The organism is Streptomyces sp. NPDC046985 (assembly GCF_040644415.1).
In the GTDB taxonomy this organism is placed as follows: domain Bacteria; phylum Actinomycetota; class Actinomycetes; order Streptomycetales; family Streptomycetaceae; genus Streptomyces.
Genome location: NZ_JBEYWK010000004.1, coordinates 97,229 through 113,188 on the forward strand (window position 1 = coordinate 97,229; position 15,960 = coordinate 113,188).

Here is a 15,960-nt window from a genome sequence, read left to right on the forward strand (position 1 = left end):
GAGCCAACTCATGCCTGCGTCTCCTTCCTCAAGCGCTCAGGCCGCCCGCGAAGTCATCGCCGCTCGACTCGGGGAGCTACGCAAAGACGCGGAGCTGACCGGTCATGAGCTGGCGCTTCGGTGTGGCTGGAGTCCCGCGAAGTCATCGCGCATCGAACGCGCCAGAACACCCGCCTCCGATGCCGACATCCGTGCGTGGTGCAAGGCATGCGGTGCGGAAGGTCAGACGGCTGATCTGGTCGCCGCGAACCGTCAAGCCGATCACATGTACGTGCACTGGAAGAAGCTCCACAGGCACGGAATGCGCCGGGCACAAGAGGAAGTCGTCCCCTTGTACGAGGGCACGCGACACTTCCGCGTCTACTGCTCCAACGTGATTCCCGGCATGCTCCAGACGGAGGCTTACGCGGCTGCGCTGCTCTCCACCATCGCCACCTTCCAAGGCACCCCGGATGACTCGCCCGAGGCCGCAGCATCGCGGGTCGAGCGCTCTCACGTCCTCCATGAAGGCGGCCACCGTTTCGCGTTGCTCATGGAAGAGACCGTGCTTCGGTACCGCATTAGAGACGCGGACACGATGGCCGGCCAACTGGGCTACCTACTGGCAGTGATGGCGCTCCCGAACGTCAGCCTCGGCGTCATCCCGTTCACCGCTGAGCGGCGCGTGTGGCCCCTGGAAGCGTTCTATCTGTTCGACGACCACCGTGCGAGCGTCGAACTGCTGACAGCCGCCGTGAACGTGTCCGCACCCAGCGAGATCGCTGTCTACGCCAAGGCGTTCGCCCAACTGGCAGAAATGGCCGTCTACGGCTCGGATGCCCGCGCCCTCATCACGGAGGCGATTAGCTCGCTCGGGTAATCTGTATGCAAGCTCGTGCAAGAAAGTGGACCAGCATCTTCCCGCCTCCCTACCGTCCTTGACATAGCGGAGTCACCGGAGAGGGCGGGCCATGGCGAGCGACAGCAGAGCGCACGGGACCGAATCGGCTGATCATCTGGGCGGCAGTGAAGCCCGACAGTTCCTCTCCCGTCTCTTCGGAGCGTTCGGCATAGACGGTGTGCTCACGGTGCAGAAAAGCAACCCTGGCCCCGAGGGCGCCGACCTGGTTCCCAACTCGGCTTTGCGCTGGCCCCGGTGCGAGTGTGGAAGCTCGAAGTGTCCCGATTACAAGGCCCCGCCGGGGGGCCAGACAGAGGGACTGAGCGGCAAGGTTGCTGAGGCCAACGCGCGGAGCCGTAGGGCCGGGCTGTGAGTCCTCGGACAGCAACGCGTCCAGGTGGTCGAGTTCACGGCCGACGAGTGGACCGACTTCCTGAGCGGTGCCAAGCTGGGTGAGTTCGACGTAGCCGCGTAGGGAGCCACCATGCAGCAGTGTCCACAGTGCGGCGGCAGCGCGGAGTCCGACCTGGAACACTCCGGGGTGATGCGCTGCATGGTGTGCTGGGAAGTGTGGACGCTGCCAACTGAGCGGCACTGTCCCGGATCCCGGCCGACGTTCATGTCTGCACTGCGGGTGCTGGACTCATACCGGGAACTGCGACGCTGACCAAGCAAAAGAACGCCCCCACCAAATCGGTGGGGGCGTTCTTGGGTTTGTTCGAGCAGACCGCGCCGCGCCCAAGCTGAACCCCGCCAACCCGGCAGCGACGGCACACCCGCCCACGGCGCGGCAGATACGGGCACAGGAACAGAAGTACCCGACCCTGGACGACAGCAATACGGGCCGGTTCCTGGCCTCTGTGTGGGAGCCGTGCGGCAACCGGGCGTGTGACGGTGGCCTGACCCATCACTGCCTTCGGGACGCTCCGCTGTGGACCGTCTATGCCGCTACCGGTGTCCGGCGCAGTGAGGCGCTGGGGATGAAGTGGTCTCTCATTCGCTGGGCCGAGGGGCTATCGAACTGTGCTGGGTGGTGGTCGAGGAGGGGACACGTACCGGCTGCGGAAGCTGACCGAGGACGGCGACGACAACGCCGTCATCTATGTGGATCAGTCCGTGATGAACGTCCTCAAGTGGCAGAAGCAGCGCCAGGACGCCGAACGGGAACGGCTCGGCTCCGCCTGGGTGGATCACGACCTCGTGTTCGCCCGCGACGGCTTCAAGCTGTACCGGGGTGAGGCGGGCGGACCGCAGGACCCGAGAAGGTGTCGGCGCGGTGGCGCACCCGGCTACACCATGGCCCGGTACGGCCACTCTCGTAAGGACGGAGCGCGCCGACTGGCTGTCTCCGGTGCTGGCCGACTCGACCTGTTCATCCCTGGTCTGACCAGGAGATTCGCTCGGCTGTTGGTCATGTGGTCGGTCACGCCACAGCCCGAGAAACAGAAAAACCCCACGTGAAGTGGGGTCTCTGCTGGTGTCCGAGGGGGGACTTGAACCCCCACGCCCGATAAAGGGCACTAGCACCTCAAGCTAGCGCGTCTGCCATTCCGCCACCCGGACTAGGTGCGCGTCGCTCAGCGGGGTGGTTCCCGCGGCGACATGGACAACCATACCAAGGTTTCGCAGCGCCTTTCACCTGCGTATCCGTGCCTGGCGGGCACATTGGAACCGGTGCTTCCGCTGTCCCGCACCGGCGTGCGCCATGCGTGGCGCGCCGGTCACCCTTCGCGCCGACCGGTCGATCCGTCGTCATCGTCGCTCTCGTCGACTCCGCCGGACGTACGGTCGTCCAGCGGTCGCCCGGCGGGTTCAGGGGCAGCGCACGACCTGGCCCGCGTAGGAGAGGTTGCCGCCGAAGCCGAACAGGAGCACCGGGTCGCCGGCGGTCACCTCGCCGCGTTCCACCAGCTTGGACAGGGCGATCGGGATGCTCGCCGCCGAGGTGTTGCCCGACTCGGTGACGTCGCGGGCGATCACCGCGCGCGTCGCGCCGAGCCGTGCGGCCAGCGGCTCGATGATGCGCAGGTTCGCCTGGTGCAGCACGACCGCGGCGAGGTCCTCGGGCGCGATGCCCGCCCGCTCGCAGGTCTGCCGGGCCAGTCGCGGCAGCCGGGTGGTGGCCCACCGGTAGACGCTCTGGCCCTCCTGCGCGAACCGCGGGGGTGTGCCCTCGATCCGGACGGCGTTGCCCATCTCCGGCGCCGAGCCCCACAGGACCGGTCCGATCTCGGCGCTCCTGCCCGGCGGGCACGCCTCGACCAGGGCGGCGCCCGCGCCGTCGCCGACGAGCACGCACGTCGTCCGGTCGCTCCAGTCGGTGACGGCGGACATCTTGTCGGCCCCGACGACCAGGGCACGGGTCGCCGCCCCGGCGCGCACGGCGTGGTCGGCGGTGGCCAGGGCGTGGGTGAAGCCGGCGCACACCACGTTGACGTCCATCGCGGCGGGCTGCGGGATGCCGAGGCGGGCCGCGACCCGTGCGGCGGTGTTCGGGGAGCGGTCCTCGGCCGTGGAGGTGGCCACCACGACCAGGTCGACGTCGTCGGGGGCGAGCCCCGCCTGCGCGAGGGCCTTGCCGGCCGCGTGGGCGGCCAGTTCGTCGACCGGTTCGTCCGGCCCGGCGATGCGCCGGGTGCGGATGCCGACCCGGCTGCGGATCCACTCGTCGCTGGTGTCGACCAGGTCCGCCAGTTCGTCGTTGGTGAGCACCCTGGCGGGCTGGTGGTGGCCGACGGCGGCGATGCGCGAGCCGTTCATCAGAGGTCTCCCTCGGGCTGGGGGCGCGGACGCACCAGTGTCGTGAGTGACTCGCGGGTAGCACGGCAGGCGAGGACACAGGAAACCCGGCCGCGGCTTGTCGGCTTCGGTCAGTTCGGTCAGATCGCAGGCCCGGCGACCGGCCCGGCGCGCGGCGCCCGGGAGGCGTTGTCAGTGGTCGGGCGTACTGTGGCGGCGATGTGGGGCATTGTGACGGAGAGGCGTTGAGCATGGCCACGAGGACGGACGCGCAGGCACGGGACGAGGCGCCCCAGGCCGCCGACAGCCATGGTCTGATCCGCGTGCACGGGGCGCGGGAGAACAACCTCAAGGACGTCAGCGTCGAGATCCCCAAGCGTCGGCTGACGGTGTTCACCGGCGTCTCCGGCTCGGGCAAGAGCTCGCTGGTGTTCGACACGATCGCCGCCGAGTCGCAACGGCTGATCAACGAGACGTACAGCTCGTTCGTGCAGGGCTTCATGCCGAACCTGGGCCGGCCCGAGGTCGACGTCCTCGACGGGCTGACGACCGCGATCATCGTCGACCAGCAGCGGATGGGCGGGGACCCCCGCTCGACCGTCGGCACCGCCACCGACGCCAACGCGATGCTGCGCATCCTGTTCAGCCGGCTCGGCACGCCGCACATCGGCTCGGCCAAGGCGTACTCCTTCAACGTCGCCTCGATCAGCGGCGCCGGCGCGGTCACCATGGAGCGCGGCGGGCGCACCGTGAAGGAGCAGCGCGAGTTCAGCATCACCGGCGGCATGTGCGCGCGCTGCGAGGGCCGGGGCTCGGTCACCGACATCGACCTCGGCCAACTGTTCGACGACTCCAAGTCGCTCAACGAGGGCGCGCTCACCATCCCCGGCTACAAGACGGGCGGCTGGAACTACCGCATGTACACCGAGTCGGGCCTGTACGACGCGGACGAGCCGATCCGCGCGTTCACCGAGCGGCAGTTGCAGGACTTCCTGTACCGCGAGCCGACCAGGATGAAGATCGCGGGCATCAACATGACCTACGAAGGCATCGTCCCGCGGATCCAGAAGTCGATGCTCGCCAAGGACCGCGAGTCGATGCAGCCGCACATCCGGGAGTTCGTGGACCGGGCGGTCGCCTTCACCACGTGCCCGGAGTGCGAGGGCACCCGGCTGAGCGCGGCGGCGCGGTCCTCGAAGATCGACGGGCTCAGCATCGCCGACGCCTGCGCGATGCAGATCAGCGATCTCGCCGCGTGGGTGCGCGGCCTGGACGAACCCTCGGTGGCGCCGCTGCTCACCGCGCTCGGCGGCGTCCTGGACTCGTTCGTGGAGATCGGCCTCGGCTACCTCTCGCTGGACCGGCCCTCGGGCACGCTGTCCGGCGGCGAGGCGCAGCGCGTGAAGATGATCCGCCACCTCGGCTCCTCGCTCACCGACGTCACCTACGTCTTCGACGAGCCCACCATCGGCCTGCACCCGCACGACATCCAGCGGATGAACGGCCTGCTGCTGCGCCTGCGCGACAAGGGCAACACCGTGCTGGTAGTGGAGCACAAGCCGGAGGCCATCGCGGTCGCCGACCATGTCGTCGATCTCGGTCCCGGCGCCGGGACGGCGGGCGGCGCCGTCTGCTTCGAGGGCACCGTGGAGGGCCTGCGCGCCAGCGGCACCCTCACCGGCCGGCATCTCGACGACCGGGCCGCCCTGAAGGAGACGGTGCGCGAGCCGTCCGGCGCGCTGGAGATCCGCGGCGCGGACACGCACAACCTGCGCGGCGTCGACGTCGACATCCCGCTGGGCGTGCTCGTCGTCGTCACCGGCGTCGCCGGATCCGGCAAAAGCTCGCTGGTGCACGGGTCGATGCCGTCCGGCGAAGAGGTCGTGTCCATCGACCAGACCCCGATCCGCGGCTCGCGCCGCAGCAACCCGGCGACGTACACCGGGCTCCTGGAACCGATCCGCAAGGCGTTCGCCAAGGCCAACGGCGTGAAGCCCGCGCTGTTCAGCGCCAACTCCGAGGGCGCCTGCCCCACCTGCAACGGCGCGGGTGTCGTCTACACGGACCTGGTGGTGATGGCGGGCGTCGCCACGACCTGCGAGCAGTGCGAGGGCAAGCGGTTCGGGGCGGCGGTGCTGGAGTACCGCTTCGGCGGCCGGGACATCAGCGAGGTGCTGGCGATGTCGGTGACGGAGGCCGAGGAGTTCTTCGGCGCCGGCGAGGCGCGCACCCCGGCCGCCCACAGGATCCTGCGGAACATGGCGGACGTCGGCCTGGGCTATCTCACCCTCGGCCAGCCGCTCACCACCCTCTCCGGCGGCGAGCGGCAGCGGCTGAAGCTGGCCACGCGCATGACGGAGAAGGGCGGCGTCTACATCCTCGACGAGCCCACCACCGGCCTGCACCTCGCCGACGTCGAACAGCTTCTGGGCCTGCTCGACCGCCTGGTGGACTCCGGGAAGTCGGTCATCGTCGTCGAACACCACCAGGCGGTCATGGCGCACGCCGACTGGATCGTCGACCTGGGGCCCGGCGCGGGCCACGACGGCGGCCGGATCGTGTTCGAGGGCACGCCCGCCGATCTCGTCGCCGCTCGCTCCACCCTCACCGGAGAGCACCTGGCGGCCTACGTGGGCGCCTGACCGGACGGGCGACGAAGGCCGCGGTCTCCCCCGGCGTGTGCGCGGGCGCGGGGGCGGGAGAAAATGAGAACCGCGGCCGTTCGGCCGCAGGGCGGTGCGGGGCGCTCCCCACGGGGGCCGGGCCGTCGGCCGCCCGCACGGAGAGAACCGGGGCTGATCAGGACATGGGACGAGTCACGGAACGACGCAAGGTGCTCCGCATCCGGGACGGCGCGGTCACCTCCCGGCCGGACACGCTGGTGGCCGAGGAGCCGCTGGAGATCCGGCTGAACGGCAAGCCGCTCGCCATCACCATGCGCACTCCGGGCGACGACTTCGCGCTGGCCGCGGGCTTCCTGGTCAGCGAGGGCGTGCTCGGCTCGGCCTCGGACCTGCTGAACATCGTCTACTGCGCGGGGGCTGCGGCGGACGGTTCCAACACGTTCAACGTGGTGGACGTGAAGACCGCCCCGGACGTGGTGCTGCCGGACATCACGCTGGAGCGCAACGTGTACACCACCTCCTCCTGCGGGCTGTGCGGCAAGGCCAGCCTGGACGCGGTGCGGACCACGGCCCGCTGGCCGATCGCCGACACGCCCCCGCTGCGGGTCGCGCCGGAACTGCTCGCGACCCTGCCCGACCGGCTGCGCGCGGCCCAGCGGGTCTTCGACCGCACCGGCGGCCTGCACGCCGCGGCCCTGTTCACCGAGAGCGGCGAGCTGCTGGACGTGCGGGAGGACGTCGGCCGGCACAACGCGGTCGACAAGCTCGTCGGCCGCGCCCTCCAGGACGGCGGTCTGCCGCTGTCCCGGACGATTCTGCTGGTCTCCGGCCGGGCCTCCTTCGAGCTGGCGCAGAAGGCGGTGATGGCGGGCATCCCCATGCTGGCGGCGGTCTCGGCGCCGTCGTCGCTGGCGGTCGACCTGGCCGCCGAGACGGGACTGACCCTGGTGGGCTTCCTGCGGGGCGCCTCGATGAACGTGTACGCGGGCGAGGAACGCGTCGCCCTGCACGCCTCGACGCGCCAGGACTGACCCGGCGCGGCGACGCGTCCGCAGCCGACCGCCGCCGCACGCGAGGCGCCGTGGCCGCACCGGCCCTGTCCGGCGCTCAGACGAGCGCTCGGAGGTACGGCGCGAGCTGGGCGCGGCGCGTCCGGCACGCCTCCCCGGACCCTTGAGCCGGAACACGGTCCTGCGTCCCCGTGCCCCCGTCAGCCCGGTCGTCCCGCCGTGTCGGCCGCCGCCGCGCGGGGCGGGCCGGGCGGGTCGGCCGGGTCGGGCGCGGGCGCCTCCCGCTGGGCCTCGGGGTCGTGGGACCGGCGTTTGGCGATCACCGCGCACACCATGAGCTGCATCTGGTGGAACAGCATCAGCGGCAGCACGGCCAGGGAGGCGTGGGCGCCGAACAGGACGCTCGCCATGGGCAGCCCGGAGGCGAGGGACTTCTTGGAGCCCGCGAACTGGACGGCGATGCGGTCGGCCCGGCCGAACCCCAGCGCCCTGGCGCCGTACCAGGTCAGGATCAGCATGACGGCGAGCACCACGGCCTCCACGGCGAGCAGCGCGCCCAGGCGCGCGGCGCTGACCTGATGCCAGATGCCGCGGACCATGCCCTCGCTGAACGCGGCGTAGACCACGAGGAGGATCGAGCCGCGGTCGACGAGGCCGAGGATCTTCTTGTGCCGGGCGACGAAGGCGCCGATCCAGCGCCGCAGCACCTGACCGGCGACGAACGGCACGAGCAGTTGCAGCACGATCGTCACCAGCGAGTGCGCGGAGAAGCCGCCGCCGCTGCTGCCGAGGAGCCCGGCGGCGAGCAGCGGGGTGAAGACGATCCCGACGAGGGAGGAGAAGGACCCGGCGCAGATCGCGGCGGGCACATTGCCGCGGGCGATCGAGGTGAAGGCGATCGACGACTGGATGGTCGAGGGGACCAGGGTGAGGAAGAGCAGGCCCTCGTAGAGCGGCTGCGTCAGCAGTGCCGGGACCAGGCCGCGGGCGGCCAGGCCGAGCGCCGGGAAGACGACGAAGGTGCAGGCCAGCACGGTGACGTGCAGGCGCCAGTGGCGCAGCCCGTCCAGCGCCTCGCGGGTGGAGAGCCGGGCCCCGTAGAGGAAGAACAGGAACGCGATGGCGGCGGTGGAGGCGCCGGACGCCATGTGCGCGGCCGCGCCCCGGGCCGGCAGCAGCGCGGCGAGGCCCACCGTGCCCAGCAGGAGCAGGATGTACGGGTCGATCGGTAGCCGGCTCGGCCGGCGCAGGCGTGTCACGGTGCTCCACTCGCTCGCGTTGTCACGTCGTCGCGTCCCCGGGCGGCCGTGCGGGCGCCGCGCGCCGCCGGGGGGCCTGTCGGGCCCCCTCCATCCTGCGCCAGGGCCGCGGCGATCGGGAATCCGGTGCACCGCGCCGACCGCTCTCGCGCGTCGCGGCGGCAGGGCGCGCCGGAACGGACCGGCGCCGGCATACCGCGCGGGCGAACGGGAAGGGTCTTGTCACCACCGGCCGTACGCGTGCGCGCGGGCCGTGCGAGCCCCTGCCGCGGTCGGCGACCGGGGCCGCTGGCGGCTGCCCGGCTGTCGGGGGCTCGTACAGATTCGGTGGAGATTGCGGCGCCGAAACTTACTGATCCGTAAGGCTTTCTGTCCGACCCTTCCCCTTGTGAGCGCATTTTCCGGCCCTGACCAGTGCGGATACGAGTCTTCCCGGCGAGTGGACCCCTCCCGCCCCGGTGACCCGTGGGGTAGCTTTCACCGCGCTGTGCGGAGCGTCACGAAGAGCGGGAGCGGGGATTGCGCGAATTCACCAGCCCTCCGACGTCATCGGCGTCGCCGGTGGGCGGCCTTGCCGACGTCGTGTTCCAGCATGCCCAGGAGGATCCGGGGCACGTCGCGCTCGGACGCAAGGACGACGCCGGCCAGTGGCGGGACGTGACCGCCGCCGAGTTCCGCGACGAGGTCCTGGCCCTCGCCAAGGGCCTGCTCGCGGAGGGCATCCGCTTCGGCGACCGCGTCGCGATCATGTCCCGCACCCGCTACGAGTGGACGCTGTTCGACTTCGCGCTGTGGACCATCGGCGCCCAGGTCGTGCCGGTCTACCCCACGTCCTCGGCGGAGCAGTGCTTCTGGATGCTCTACGACGCCGAGGTGTCGGCGGCGATCGTGGAGCACGAGGACCACGCGATGACGATCGCCACCGTCGTCAACCGGCTGCCGAACCTGCGCCGCCTGTGGCAGCTCGACTCGGGCGCGGTGCGGGAGCTGTACGACGCGGGCGCGCACCTGGAGGACGAGGTGGTGCACCGGCACCGGGAGGCGGTGACGCCCGACACGGTGGCCACCGTCATCTACACCTCGGGCACCACCGGCCGCCCCAAGGGCTGCGTCCTGACCCACGGCAACTTCATGGTCGAGGCCGACGCGGTCGTGGGGCGCTGGGCGCCGGTCTTCCACTCCCGCAAGGACGACCACGCCTCGACGCTGCTGTTCCTGCCGCTGGCGCACGTCTTCGGGCGGATGGTGGAGGTGGCCACGATCCGCGGCAAGGTGCGCCTGGGCCACCAGCCGCAGATGAACGCCGCCGCCCTGCTGCCGGACCTCCAGGCGTTCCAGCCGACGTTCATCCTGGCGGTGCCATACATCTTCGAGAAGGTGTTCAATGCGGCCCGCCGCAAGGCGGAGGCGGAGGGGCGGGACGGGCCGTTCGAGAAGGCCGTCGACGTGGCCGTGAAGTACGCCGACGCGATGGAGGCGAAGGCGTGGGGCGTCGGCCCCGGTCCGTCGGCCGGGCTGCGCATGCAGCACCAGTTCTTCGACAAGCTCGTGTATGCGAAGGTGCGCGCGGCGATGGGCGGCCGCATCCGCAACGCGATGTCCGGCGGTTCGGGCATGGACCGGCGGCTCGGCCTCTTCTTCGCGGGCGCCGGCGTGCAGGTCTACGAGGGGTACGGCCTGACCGAGTCCACGGCCGCCGCCACCGCCAACCCGCCCGAGCGCACGCGCTACGGCACGGTCGGGCAGCCCGTCCCGGGCGTCACCGTGCACATCGCCGACGACGGGGAGGTGTGGCTGCACGGCGGCAACGTCTTCCACGGCTATCTCAACGACCAGAAGGCGACCGACACGACGCTGCACGACGGCTGGCTGGCCACCGGCGACCTCGGCGCCCTCGACCAGGACGGCTATCTCACCATCACCGGCCGCAAGAAGGAGATCCTGGTGACCTCCGGCGGCAAGAGCGTGGCGCCGGGCGTGCTGGAGGAGCGGGTGCGCTACCACCCGCTGGTCGCCCAGTGCCTCGTCGTCGGCAACGACCGCCCGTACATCGCCGCGCTGGTCACCCTGGACGGGGAGGCCGTCGAGCACTGGCTCGCGATGCACGGCAAGCCGCCGCTGCGCAGCGCCGAGCTGGTGCGCGACACGGATCTGGAGACCGAGGTGCGGCGCGCGGTGGTCGCCGCGAACACCCTGGTCTCCCAGGCGGAGTCGATCCGCACCTTCCGCATCCTCGCCCAGCCGTTCACCGAGGAGCACGGCCTGCTGACCCCGTCGCTGAAGCTGAAGCGCAGGGCCATCGAGGACGCGTACGGCGCCGAGGTGGAGGCGCTGTACCAGGGCTGAGCCCGGCGACCGGACGAAGAAGGACCGGCAGGTCAGGAATGCGTCGGGACTCCTGATCGTTGACCATGGAGGCAGCATCCGACGACAACCGAAGGATCACAAGCTAGTGAGCAGCAAGCTCTCCCCGATCATCCTCAACAACGGCGTCGAGATGCCGCAGCTCGGCTACGGCGTCTGGCAGGTGCCGGACGACGAGGCCGAGCGCACGGTCGCCCTCGCCCTGGAGGCCGGGTACCGCAGCATCGACACAGCGGCGATCTACGGCAACGAACGGGGCGTGGGCAAGGGCGTCGCCGCCTCCGGCCTCCCCCGCGAGGACGTCTTCGTCACCACCAAGCTCTGGAACAGCGAGCAGGGGTACGACTCCACCCTGCGCGCTTTCGACGCCTCGCTGGACAAGCTCGGCCTGGACTACGTCGACCTGTACCTCATCCACTGGCCGCTGCCGGCCGCGGGCCGCTACGTCGACACCTACAAGGCGTTCGAGAAGCTGCTCTCGGACGGCCGCGTCCGGGCGATCGGCGTGTCGAACTTCCTCCCCGAGCACCTGCGGCGTCTGGCCGACGAGACCTCGGTGGTCCCGGCGGTCAACCAGATCGAGCTGCACCCGCAGCTTCAGCAGGAGGCGGCCCGCGCGTTCCACGCGGAGCGGGGCATCGCCACCGAGGCGTGGTCGCCGCTCGGCCAGGGCAAGGGGCTGCTGGACGTCCCGGCCGTCGTGGCCATCGCCCAGAAGCACGGCCGCACCCCGGCCCAGGTCGTGCTGCGCTGGCACCTCCAGCTCGGCAACGTCGTGATCCCGAAGTCCGTGACGCCGTCCCGGATCAAGGAGAACATCGACGTCTTCGACTTCAGCCTGGACGACGAGGACCTCTCGGCGATCAGCGCCCTGAACGAGGACCGCCGGCTGGGCCCGGACCCGGCGACGTTCGACGTGGCCTGAGCGGCAGGCGGCGCACCGCCCGGCTGACCGCTGCGGACCCCTTCCGACGGCGCCGGGCGGCCCGGTCCGGGCGCGCAGCCCCCGCTCCATGACGGGAGGAACGGTCCTGCCCGGACCGCGCGCGCCCGCCGGGGTCCGACCGGGCGGGAGCGCCCCGGGCGGGCCCCGGCGGATCGTCTACGCGGCGCCGGTCACGGAAGCGGCGGGTAGGCGTTCTGCATGAGCTGCTGGAACTGGGCGGAGAACCAGTGCCCGGCCAGCGGCGCGTTCGCCAGCGCGCCCGTGGGGTTGTTGCCGTTGCGCGAGTTACCCCCGTACGTCGGGTCGCACATCCGGTCGAAGCCCTTGCCCTCGCCGTTGGAGACGGCGGAGCTGGACCCGTCCGACTCGCCCGGGGGCTTCACCCAGACGTAGGCGTCGATCCCGGCGGCCGGGGCCGCGGTCGGACGGGCGCCCAGGCCGGCGCCGCTCTGGTTGCACCAGTTGCCGGCGTGGATGCGCCGGTCGATGCGGCCGCCGTTGACGTAGGCGTCGACCGAGGTCGTCGGGCCGGGGCCGATCGGCCGGGCGGATCCGCCCCAGCCGTTGCGGGAGGTGTCGATCAGCATGCCGACGCCGGAGTTGAACCCGGCCGCGACCAGCTTGCCGCGCAGCGCCTGGGCGTAGGACTGCTCGTCGACGTACTGGTTCCAGTCCACCCACTTGGACTGGCGCACGGTCTGCCCGCCGACGCTGTCGGTGACCTTGAAGTAGGGCTCCGTGGTGGGGCTGTAGTTGGCGGTGTTGACGATGAAGCCGGCCACGTCGTTCACGCTCGCGCCGTTGCTGGTCGCGACCTTGTGGAACTCCTGCACCGACGGGTCCAGGTTGCTGTCCCAGCCGAGCCAGCCGTGGTGGGCGGCGTCGATGTAGTTGTACACGTTCTTGAGGGCGCCGAGCTTGGCGAGGGCGTAGCCGACGCCCTTCTCGTAGTTGCCGTTGGACTTCATGGTCACGCAGGCGTCGGTGCTGGTGTTGGTGCCGCCGGCGTTGGTGACCAGGTTGGGCAGCGAGTCGGGCTCGATGACGGCGGCGATCCGCAGCGACGCGTACTTGGGGTCGGCCAGGATCGAGGCGATCGGGTCGATGTACTGGCTCTGGTACTTGGCGAGGTCGTTCGGGCCGAGTTCGCCGTTGGAGGCGAGGGCGGCGCAGTCGCGTCCGGGCAGGTCGTAGACGACGAGCTGGACGACCAGGTCGCCGGCGCCCTTCTGCTTCAGGGCCGCGTCGAGGTGGTCGCGCAGGCTCATGCCGCCGTTCACGCCCTGGATGGCCGCGATGCGGTCGAGCCAGACGGCGGTGGGCTGGTTGGAGATGCGGCTGCCGCCCGGTTCGGCGGCGGCGAGCTTCGCCCACTCGGGGTTCACGTAGACCTTGGCGCCGGCGTAGGGGTTGTCGGCGCGGCCGGTGGGGTCGGGGGTCCCGCCGCCGCCGGGGTCGGTCGGGCCGCCGCCACCGCCCGGGTCGGTGCCGCCGTCGACGTTGCAGGTCACGCCGTCGAGTGTGAAGGCGGCCGGGACGGCGTTGGCGCCGCTGTACGTGCCCTGGAAGCCGAAGCTCGCCGAGGCGCCGGTGGCGAGGGCGCCGTTGTAGGTCTCGTTGGCGGCGGTGACGGCGGCGCCGCTCTGGGTGATCTTCGCGTTCCAGCCGCTGGTGATCTGCTGGGCGCCGGCGTAGGACCACTTCAGGGTCCAACCGGTCTTCGCGGCGCTGTTGTTGGTGACGGTGACGGCGGCGGTGAAGCCGGTGTCCCACTGGTTCTGGATCGTGTAGTCGACGGTGCAGGGCGCGGCCTGGGCGCCGGCGGTGGCGGGCACGGCGGCGAGCGCCGCGCCGGTGCCTCCGGCGACGAGGGAGAGGGCGGCGAGCATCGCTGATCTTCTGCGGGTCATGAGTGCGGTTTCCTCCTGTCGGACGTGCGGTGCTGCGGTGCGGTGTCGCTGACGCGCGGCCCTGCGGACGTGCCGAGCCGCGGACTGGGACAGGTGCGCAGGTAGGGAGGCGCGAATGTGCTGCGGTGCGGACGTGCTGACGTGCTGCGGTGCCGACGTGCGGTCTCAGGGGGCGAGGGCGCGCAGGTGGTCGCGCAGCCCGGCGCCGTATGCCGTGGGCGTGCCGTCGTAGGCGGAGACGAGGGACGGTCCGGAGGAGCAGTCCCAGGTGTTCCAGGTCCAGCCCAGGTAGGACAGGCCGTGGCCGTCCAGCCACTTCATGACCCGGTCGATGAAGCCGTGCGCGCAGGTGTTCTCACCGATCTCGCCCGCCACCAGCGGCACTTGGGCGGCGACGGGCTGGAGCGTGGCGTTCCAGCATTTCTCGTCGGCGCAGCCGTTGAAGTTGTAGACGTGGACGGCGGCGGCGAGATCGCCGGCCGGGTCGGACGGCCGGTGCGCCAGCCACTGGCCAAGGTCGTTGGAGTAGGCGAGTCCGCCGGCGAGGAGGACGTTCCGCGCACCGGCGTGGCGCACCGCGTCGACGAGGCTCTGCATCCCGGCGACCTGGTAGCCGATGCCGGGGCAGGCGCCGCCGTTGCGCCAGCATGTCCAGGCGGCGGCGGAGTCGGACGTCGCCCGGTCCGGGTAGGGCTCGTTGAACAGGTCGAAGACGACGGCCTGGTCGGCCTTGAAGGTCCCGGCGACCGAGGACCAGAACGACGGCGCGTACTGGGCGTCGGGCATCGGTTTCTGGCAGGTGGCGTGCACGTCGGAGCAGCCGGAGGAGTTGCCCGTGTACTGGCCGTGGGTCCAGTGGAGTTCGAGGACCGGGGTCATGCCGTGCGCCTCGACGCGGGCCACCAGGCTCTTGACGGCGCCGATGTAGCGGTCGCCCCCGTACTCGGGCCGGACATTGGAAAGGCCCAGCCAGCACTCCTCGTTGAGGGGGATGCGGACGGCGTTCGCCTTCCAGTCGGCGATGGCCTTGATCGCGGGGTCGTCGACGGGCCCGTCGAAGATCCCGCGGCCCTGGACGCACATGAACTCGCCGCCGGAGCGGTTGACGCCGAGCAGCCTGCGCGTCTTGCCGCCGGCGTCGACGAGCCGGTTGCCCGACACGTGCAGGGCGGGCGCCGCCGCGCCGGCCGGCGGGTGGGTCGGCGGCGGCGGCGTCGGCGGCTTCGGCACGGAAGCGACGTCGCACAGCGTGCCGTTCAGCCGGAAGGCGGTCGGCGCGGCGGCGGGCCCCGAGGACGAGCCGAGGAATCCGGCGTCGACGCTCGCGCCCTTGCCGACGGCGCCGTTCCAGCTCTCGTTGACCGCGGTGACGGTCGTACCGGACTGGGACCACTGGGCGTTCCAGCCCGAGGTGACCCGGCGGCCGCCGCTGAGGTCGAAGGTCAGGCGCCAGCCGTCGAGCGGCGCACTGTGGGCGGTGATCCGCACGGACGCCTGGAATCCGGTGTTCCACTGGTTGGTGACGGCGTAGTTCACCGTGCACGTGGGGGTGGCGCCCTCGGCCGTGACCGCGGGCGCCGTCACGCTCCCTAAGAGCGCGACGGCTCCGGCCAAGGCCGAGAGCAATGAACGCGGGGGGTGTCGCATGAGCGACTCCTTGCAGCTCGGGCGCGTCGGGACGGACGCGTCGACTGATGGAACCGCTCCCACTGGTGCGAGTGAAGGTAGCGCCAAGCGCCGGAGAGGAACAGGGGGCGCACAGACTTTCGAGCACTTTCACGGACTTTTCCCGGGTGCGCGGCGCCGCCCGGGGCGCGGTCTGCACTGCGCCACCGGGGTTCCTGGTTTTTTCGCCGCGTCCGGTACTTGACCGCCTCGCGGCCCGTGCGCACTATGGGAGCGCTCCCACTGGTGCACGGCTCGTCGCACTCCCCCCACCGCGCTTCCTCACCCGCGTCACCGGATCCGGGCCCGGACGCACGTCACCCCACCCCGGGCTCGTGCGCGGAACCGCTCGCACGTCCCCGTCGCCGTTCCGCGCACCGGCGGGTGGGTCCCGCACGCGCCGGGACCCACCCGTCGCGCCCGTCTCCGCCCCGCGCGCACCGTCGCGGTCAGCGGTCTCGGCCGTCACCGCGGCCCGCGGAGGTCCATTGCTCGCCGTCATCGCGTCTCGCGGAAGCGGACTCCCTGGGCCGTCATCGCGTCTCGCGGAAGCGGATTCCCTC

Annotated in this window: 10 protein-coding genes and 1 tRNA gene; 6 read left to right on the forward strand and 5 right to left on the reverse strand. The window is 71.2% G+C overall.

Going from position 1 to position 15,960, the window contains the following annotated elements; genetic code table 11:
• Positions 1-10 precede the first annotated feature (10 nt).
• Positions 11-859, forward strand: a complete 849-nt coding sequence (locus ABZ861_RS06595) for a helix-turn-helix transcriptional regulator (protein WP_361624729.1) — start codon at positions 11-13, stop codon at positions 857-859.
• A gap of 1,044 nt (positions 860-1,903) precedes the next feature.
• A complete protein-coding gene (locus ABZ861_RS06600) occupies positions 1,904-2,341 on the forward strand; it encodes a hypothetical protein (RefSeq protein WP_361624732.1) in 438 nt (145 codons plus the stop codon).
• Between the two features lie 14 nt (positions 2,342-2,355).
• Here ABZ861_RS06600 and ABZ861_RS06605 read toward each other — a convergent pair.
• Positions 2,356-2,443, reverse strand: a tRNA-Leu gene (locus ABZ861_RS06605).
• A gap of 249 nt (positions 2,444-2,692) precedes the next feature.
• Entirely contained in the window at positions 2,693-3,640 is a 948-nt protein-coding gene (locus ABZ861_RS06610; protein ID WP_361624735.1) for a beta-ketoacyl-ACP synthase III, read from the reverse strand.
• A gap of 230 nt (positions 3,641-3,870) precedes the next feature.
• Here ABZ861_RS06610 and ABZ861_RS06615 point away from each other — a divergent pair, with 230 nt between their 5' ends.
• Both ABZ861_RS06615 and fdhD read left to right on the forward strand, forming a co-directional pair.
• Positions 3,871-6,261, forward strand: a complete 2,391-nt coding sequence (locus tag ABZ861_RS06615; RefSeq protein WP_361624738.1) for an excinuclease ABC subunit UvrA — start codon at positions 3,871-3,873, stop codon at positions 6,259-6,261.
• A gap of 164 nt (positions 6,262-6,425) precedes the next feature.
• A complete protein-coding gene (fdhD, locus tag ABZ861_RS06620; RefSeq protein WP_361624741.1) occupies positions 6,426-7,274 on the forward strand; it encodes a formate dehydrogenase accessory sulfurtransferase FdhD in 849 nt (282 codons plus the stop codon).
• Between the two features lie 179 nt (positions 7,275-7,453).
• Here fdhD and ABZ861_RS06625 read toward each other — a convergent pair whose 3' ends face one another.
• Positions 7,454-8,512: a bile acid:sodium symporter family protein gene (locus ABZ861_RS06625; protein ID WP_361624744.1), complete on the reverse strand. Its 1,059-nt coding sequence runs from the start codon at positions 8,510-8,512 to the stop codon at positions 7,454-7,456.
• Between the two features lie 519 nt (positions 8,513-9,031).
• On the opposite strand from ABZ861_RS06625, the gene ABZ861_RS06630 reads away from it, so the two are divergent.
• On the forward strand, positions 9,032-10,858 hold the full coding sequence (locus ABZ861_RS06630; protein ID WP_361624747.1) for an AMP-dependent synthetase/ligase: 1,827 nt from the start codon (positions 9,032-9,034) through the stop codon (positions 10,856-10,858).
• A 106-nt stretch (positions 10,859-10,964) separates the two neighbouring features.
• Positions 10,965-11,801, forward strand: coding sequence for an aldo/keto reductase (locus ABZ861_RS06635; protein WP_361624750.1), 837 nt, complete (start codon positions 10,965-10,967; stop codon positions 11,799-11,801).
• Positions 11,802-11,992: 191 nt separating this feature from the next.
• Here the strand turns inward: ABZ861_RS06635 and ABZ861_RS06640 are convergent, their stop codons facing one another.
• Together ABZ861_RS06640 and ABZ861_RS06645 are read right to left on the reverse strand one after the other, a co-directional pair.
• Positions 11,993-13,732 carry a glycoside hydrolase family 6 protein gene (locus tag ABZ861_RS06640; RefSeq protein WP_361624753.1) on the reverse strand — a complete coding sequence of 580 codons (1,740 nt, stop codon included), beginning with the start codon at positions 13,730-13,732 and terminating at the stop codon, positions 11,993-11,995.
• A gap of 165 nt (positions 13,733-13,897) precedes the next feature.
• Positions 13,898-15,379: a cellulose binding domain-containing protein gene (locus ABZ861_RS06645; RefSeq protein ID WP_361624756.1), complete on the reverse strand. Its 1,482-nt coding sequence runs from the start codon at positions 15,377-15,379 to the stop codon at positions 13,898-13,900.
• Positions 15,380-15,960: the final 581 nt, after the last annotated feature.

What these genes read in the sequence shown, in the direction of transcription:
- ABZ861_RS06595 (WP_361624729.1), top strand. Translation starts at nt 11, where the DNA reads ATGCCTGCGTCTCCTTCCTCAAGCGCTCAGGCCGCCCGCGAAGTCATC.
- ABZ861_RS06610 (WP_361624735.1), bottom strand. Translation starts at nt 3,640, where the DNA reads ATGAACGGCTCGCGCATCGCCGCCGTCGGCCACCACCAGCCCGCCAGG.
- ABZ861_RS06615 (WP_361624738.1), top strand. Translation starts at nt 3,871, where the DNA reads ATGGCCACGAGGACGGACGCGCAGGCACGGGACGAGGCGCCCCAGGCC.
- fdhD (WP_361624741.1), top strand. Translation starts at nt 6,426, where the DNA reads ATGGGACGAGTCACGGAACGACGCAAGGTGCTCCGCATCCGGGACGGC.
- ABZ861_RS06640 (WP_361624753.1), bottom strand. Translation starts at nt 13,732, where the DNA reads ATGACCCGCAGAAGATCAGCGATGCTCGCCGCCCTCTCCCTCGTCGCC.
- ABZ861_RS06645 (WP_361624756.1), bottom strand. Translation starts at nt 15,379, where the DNA reads ATGCGACACCCCCCGCGTTCATTGCTCTCGGCCTTGGCCGGAGCCGTC.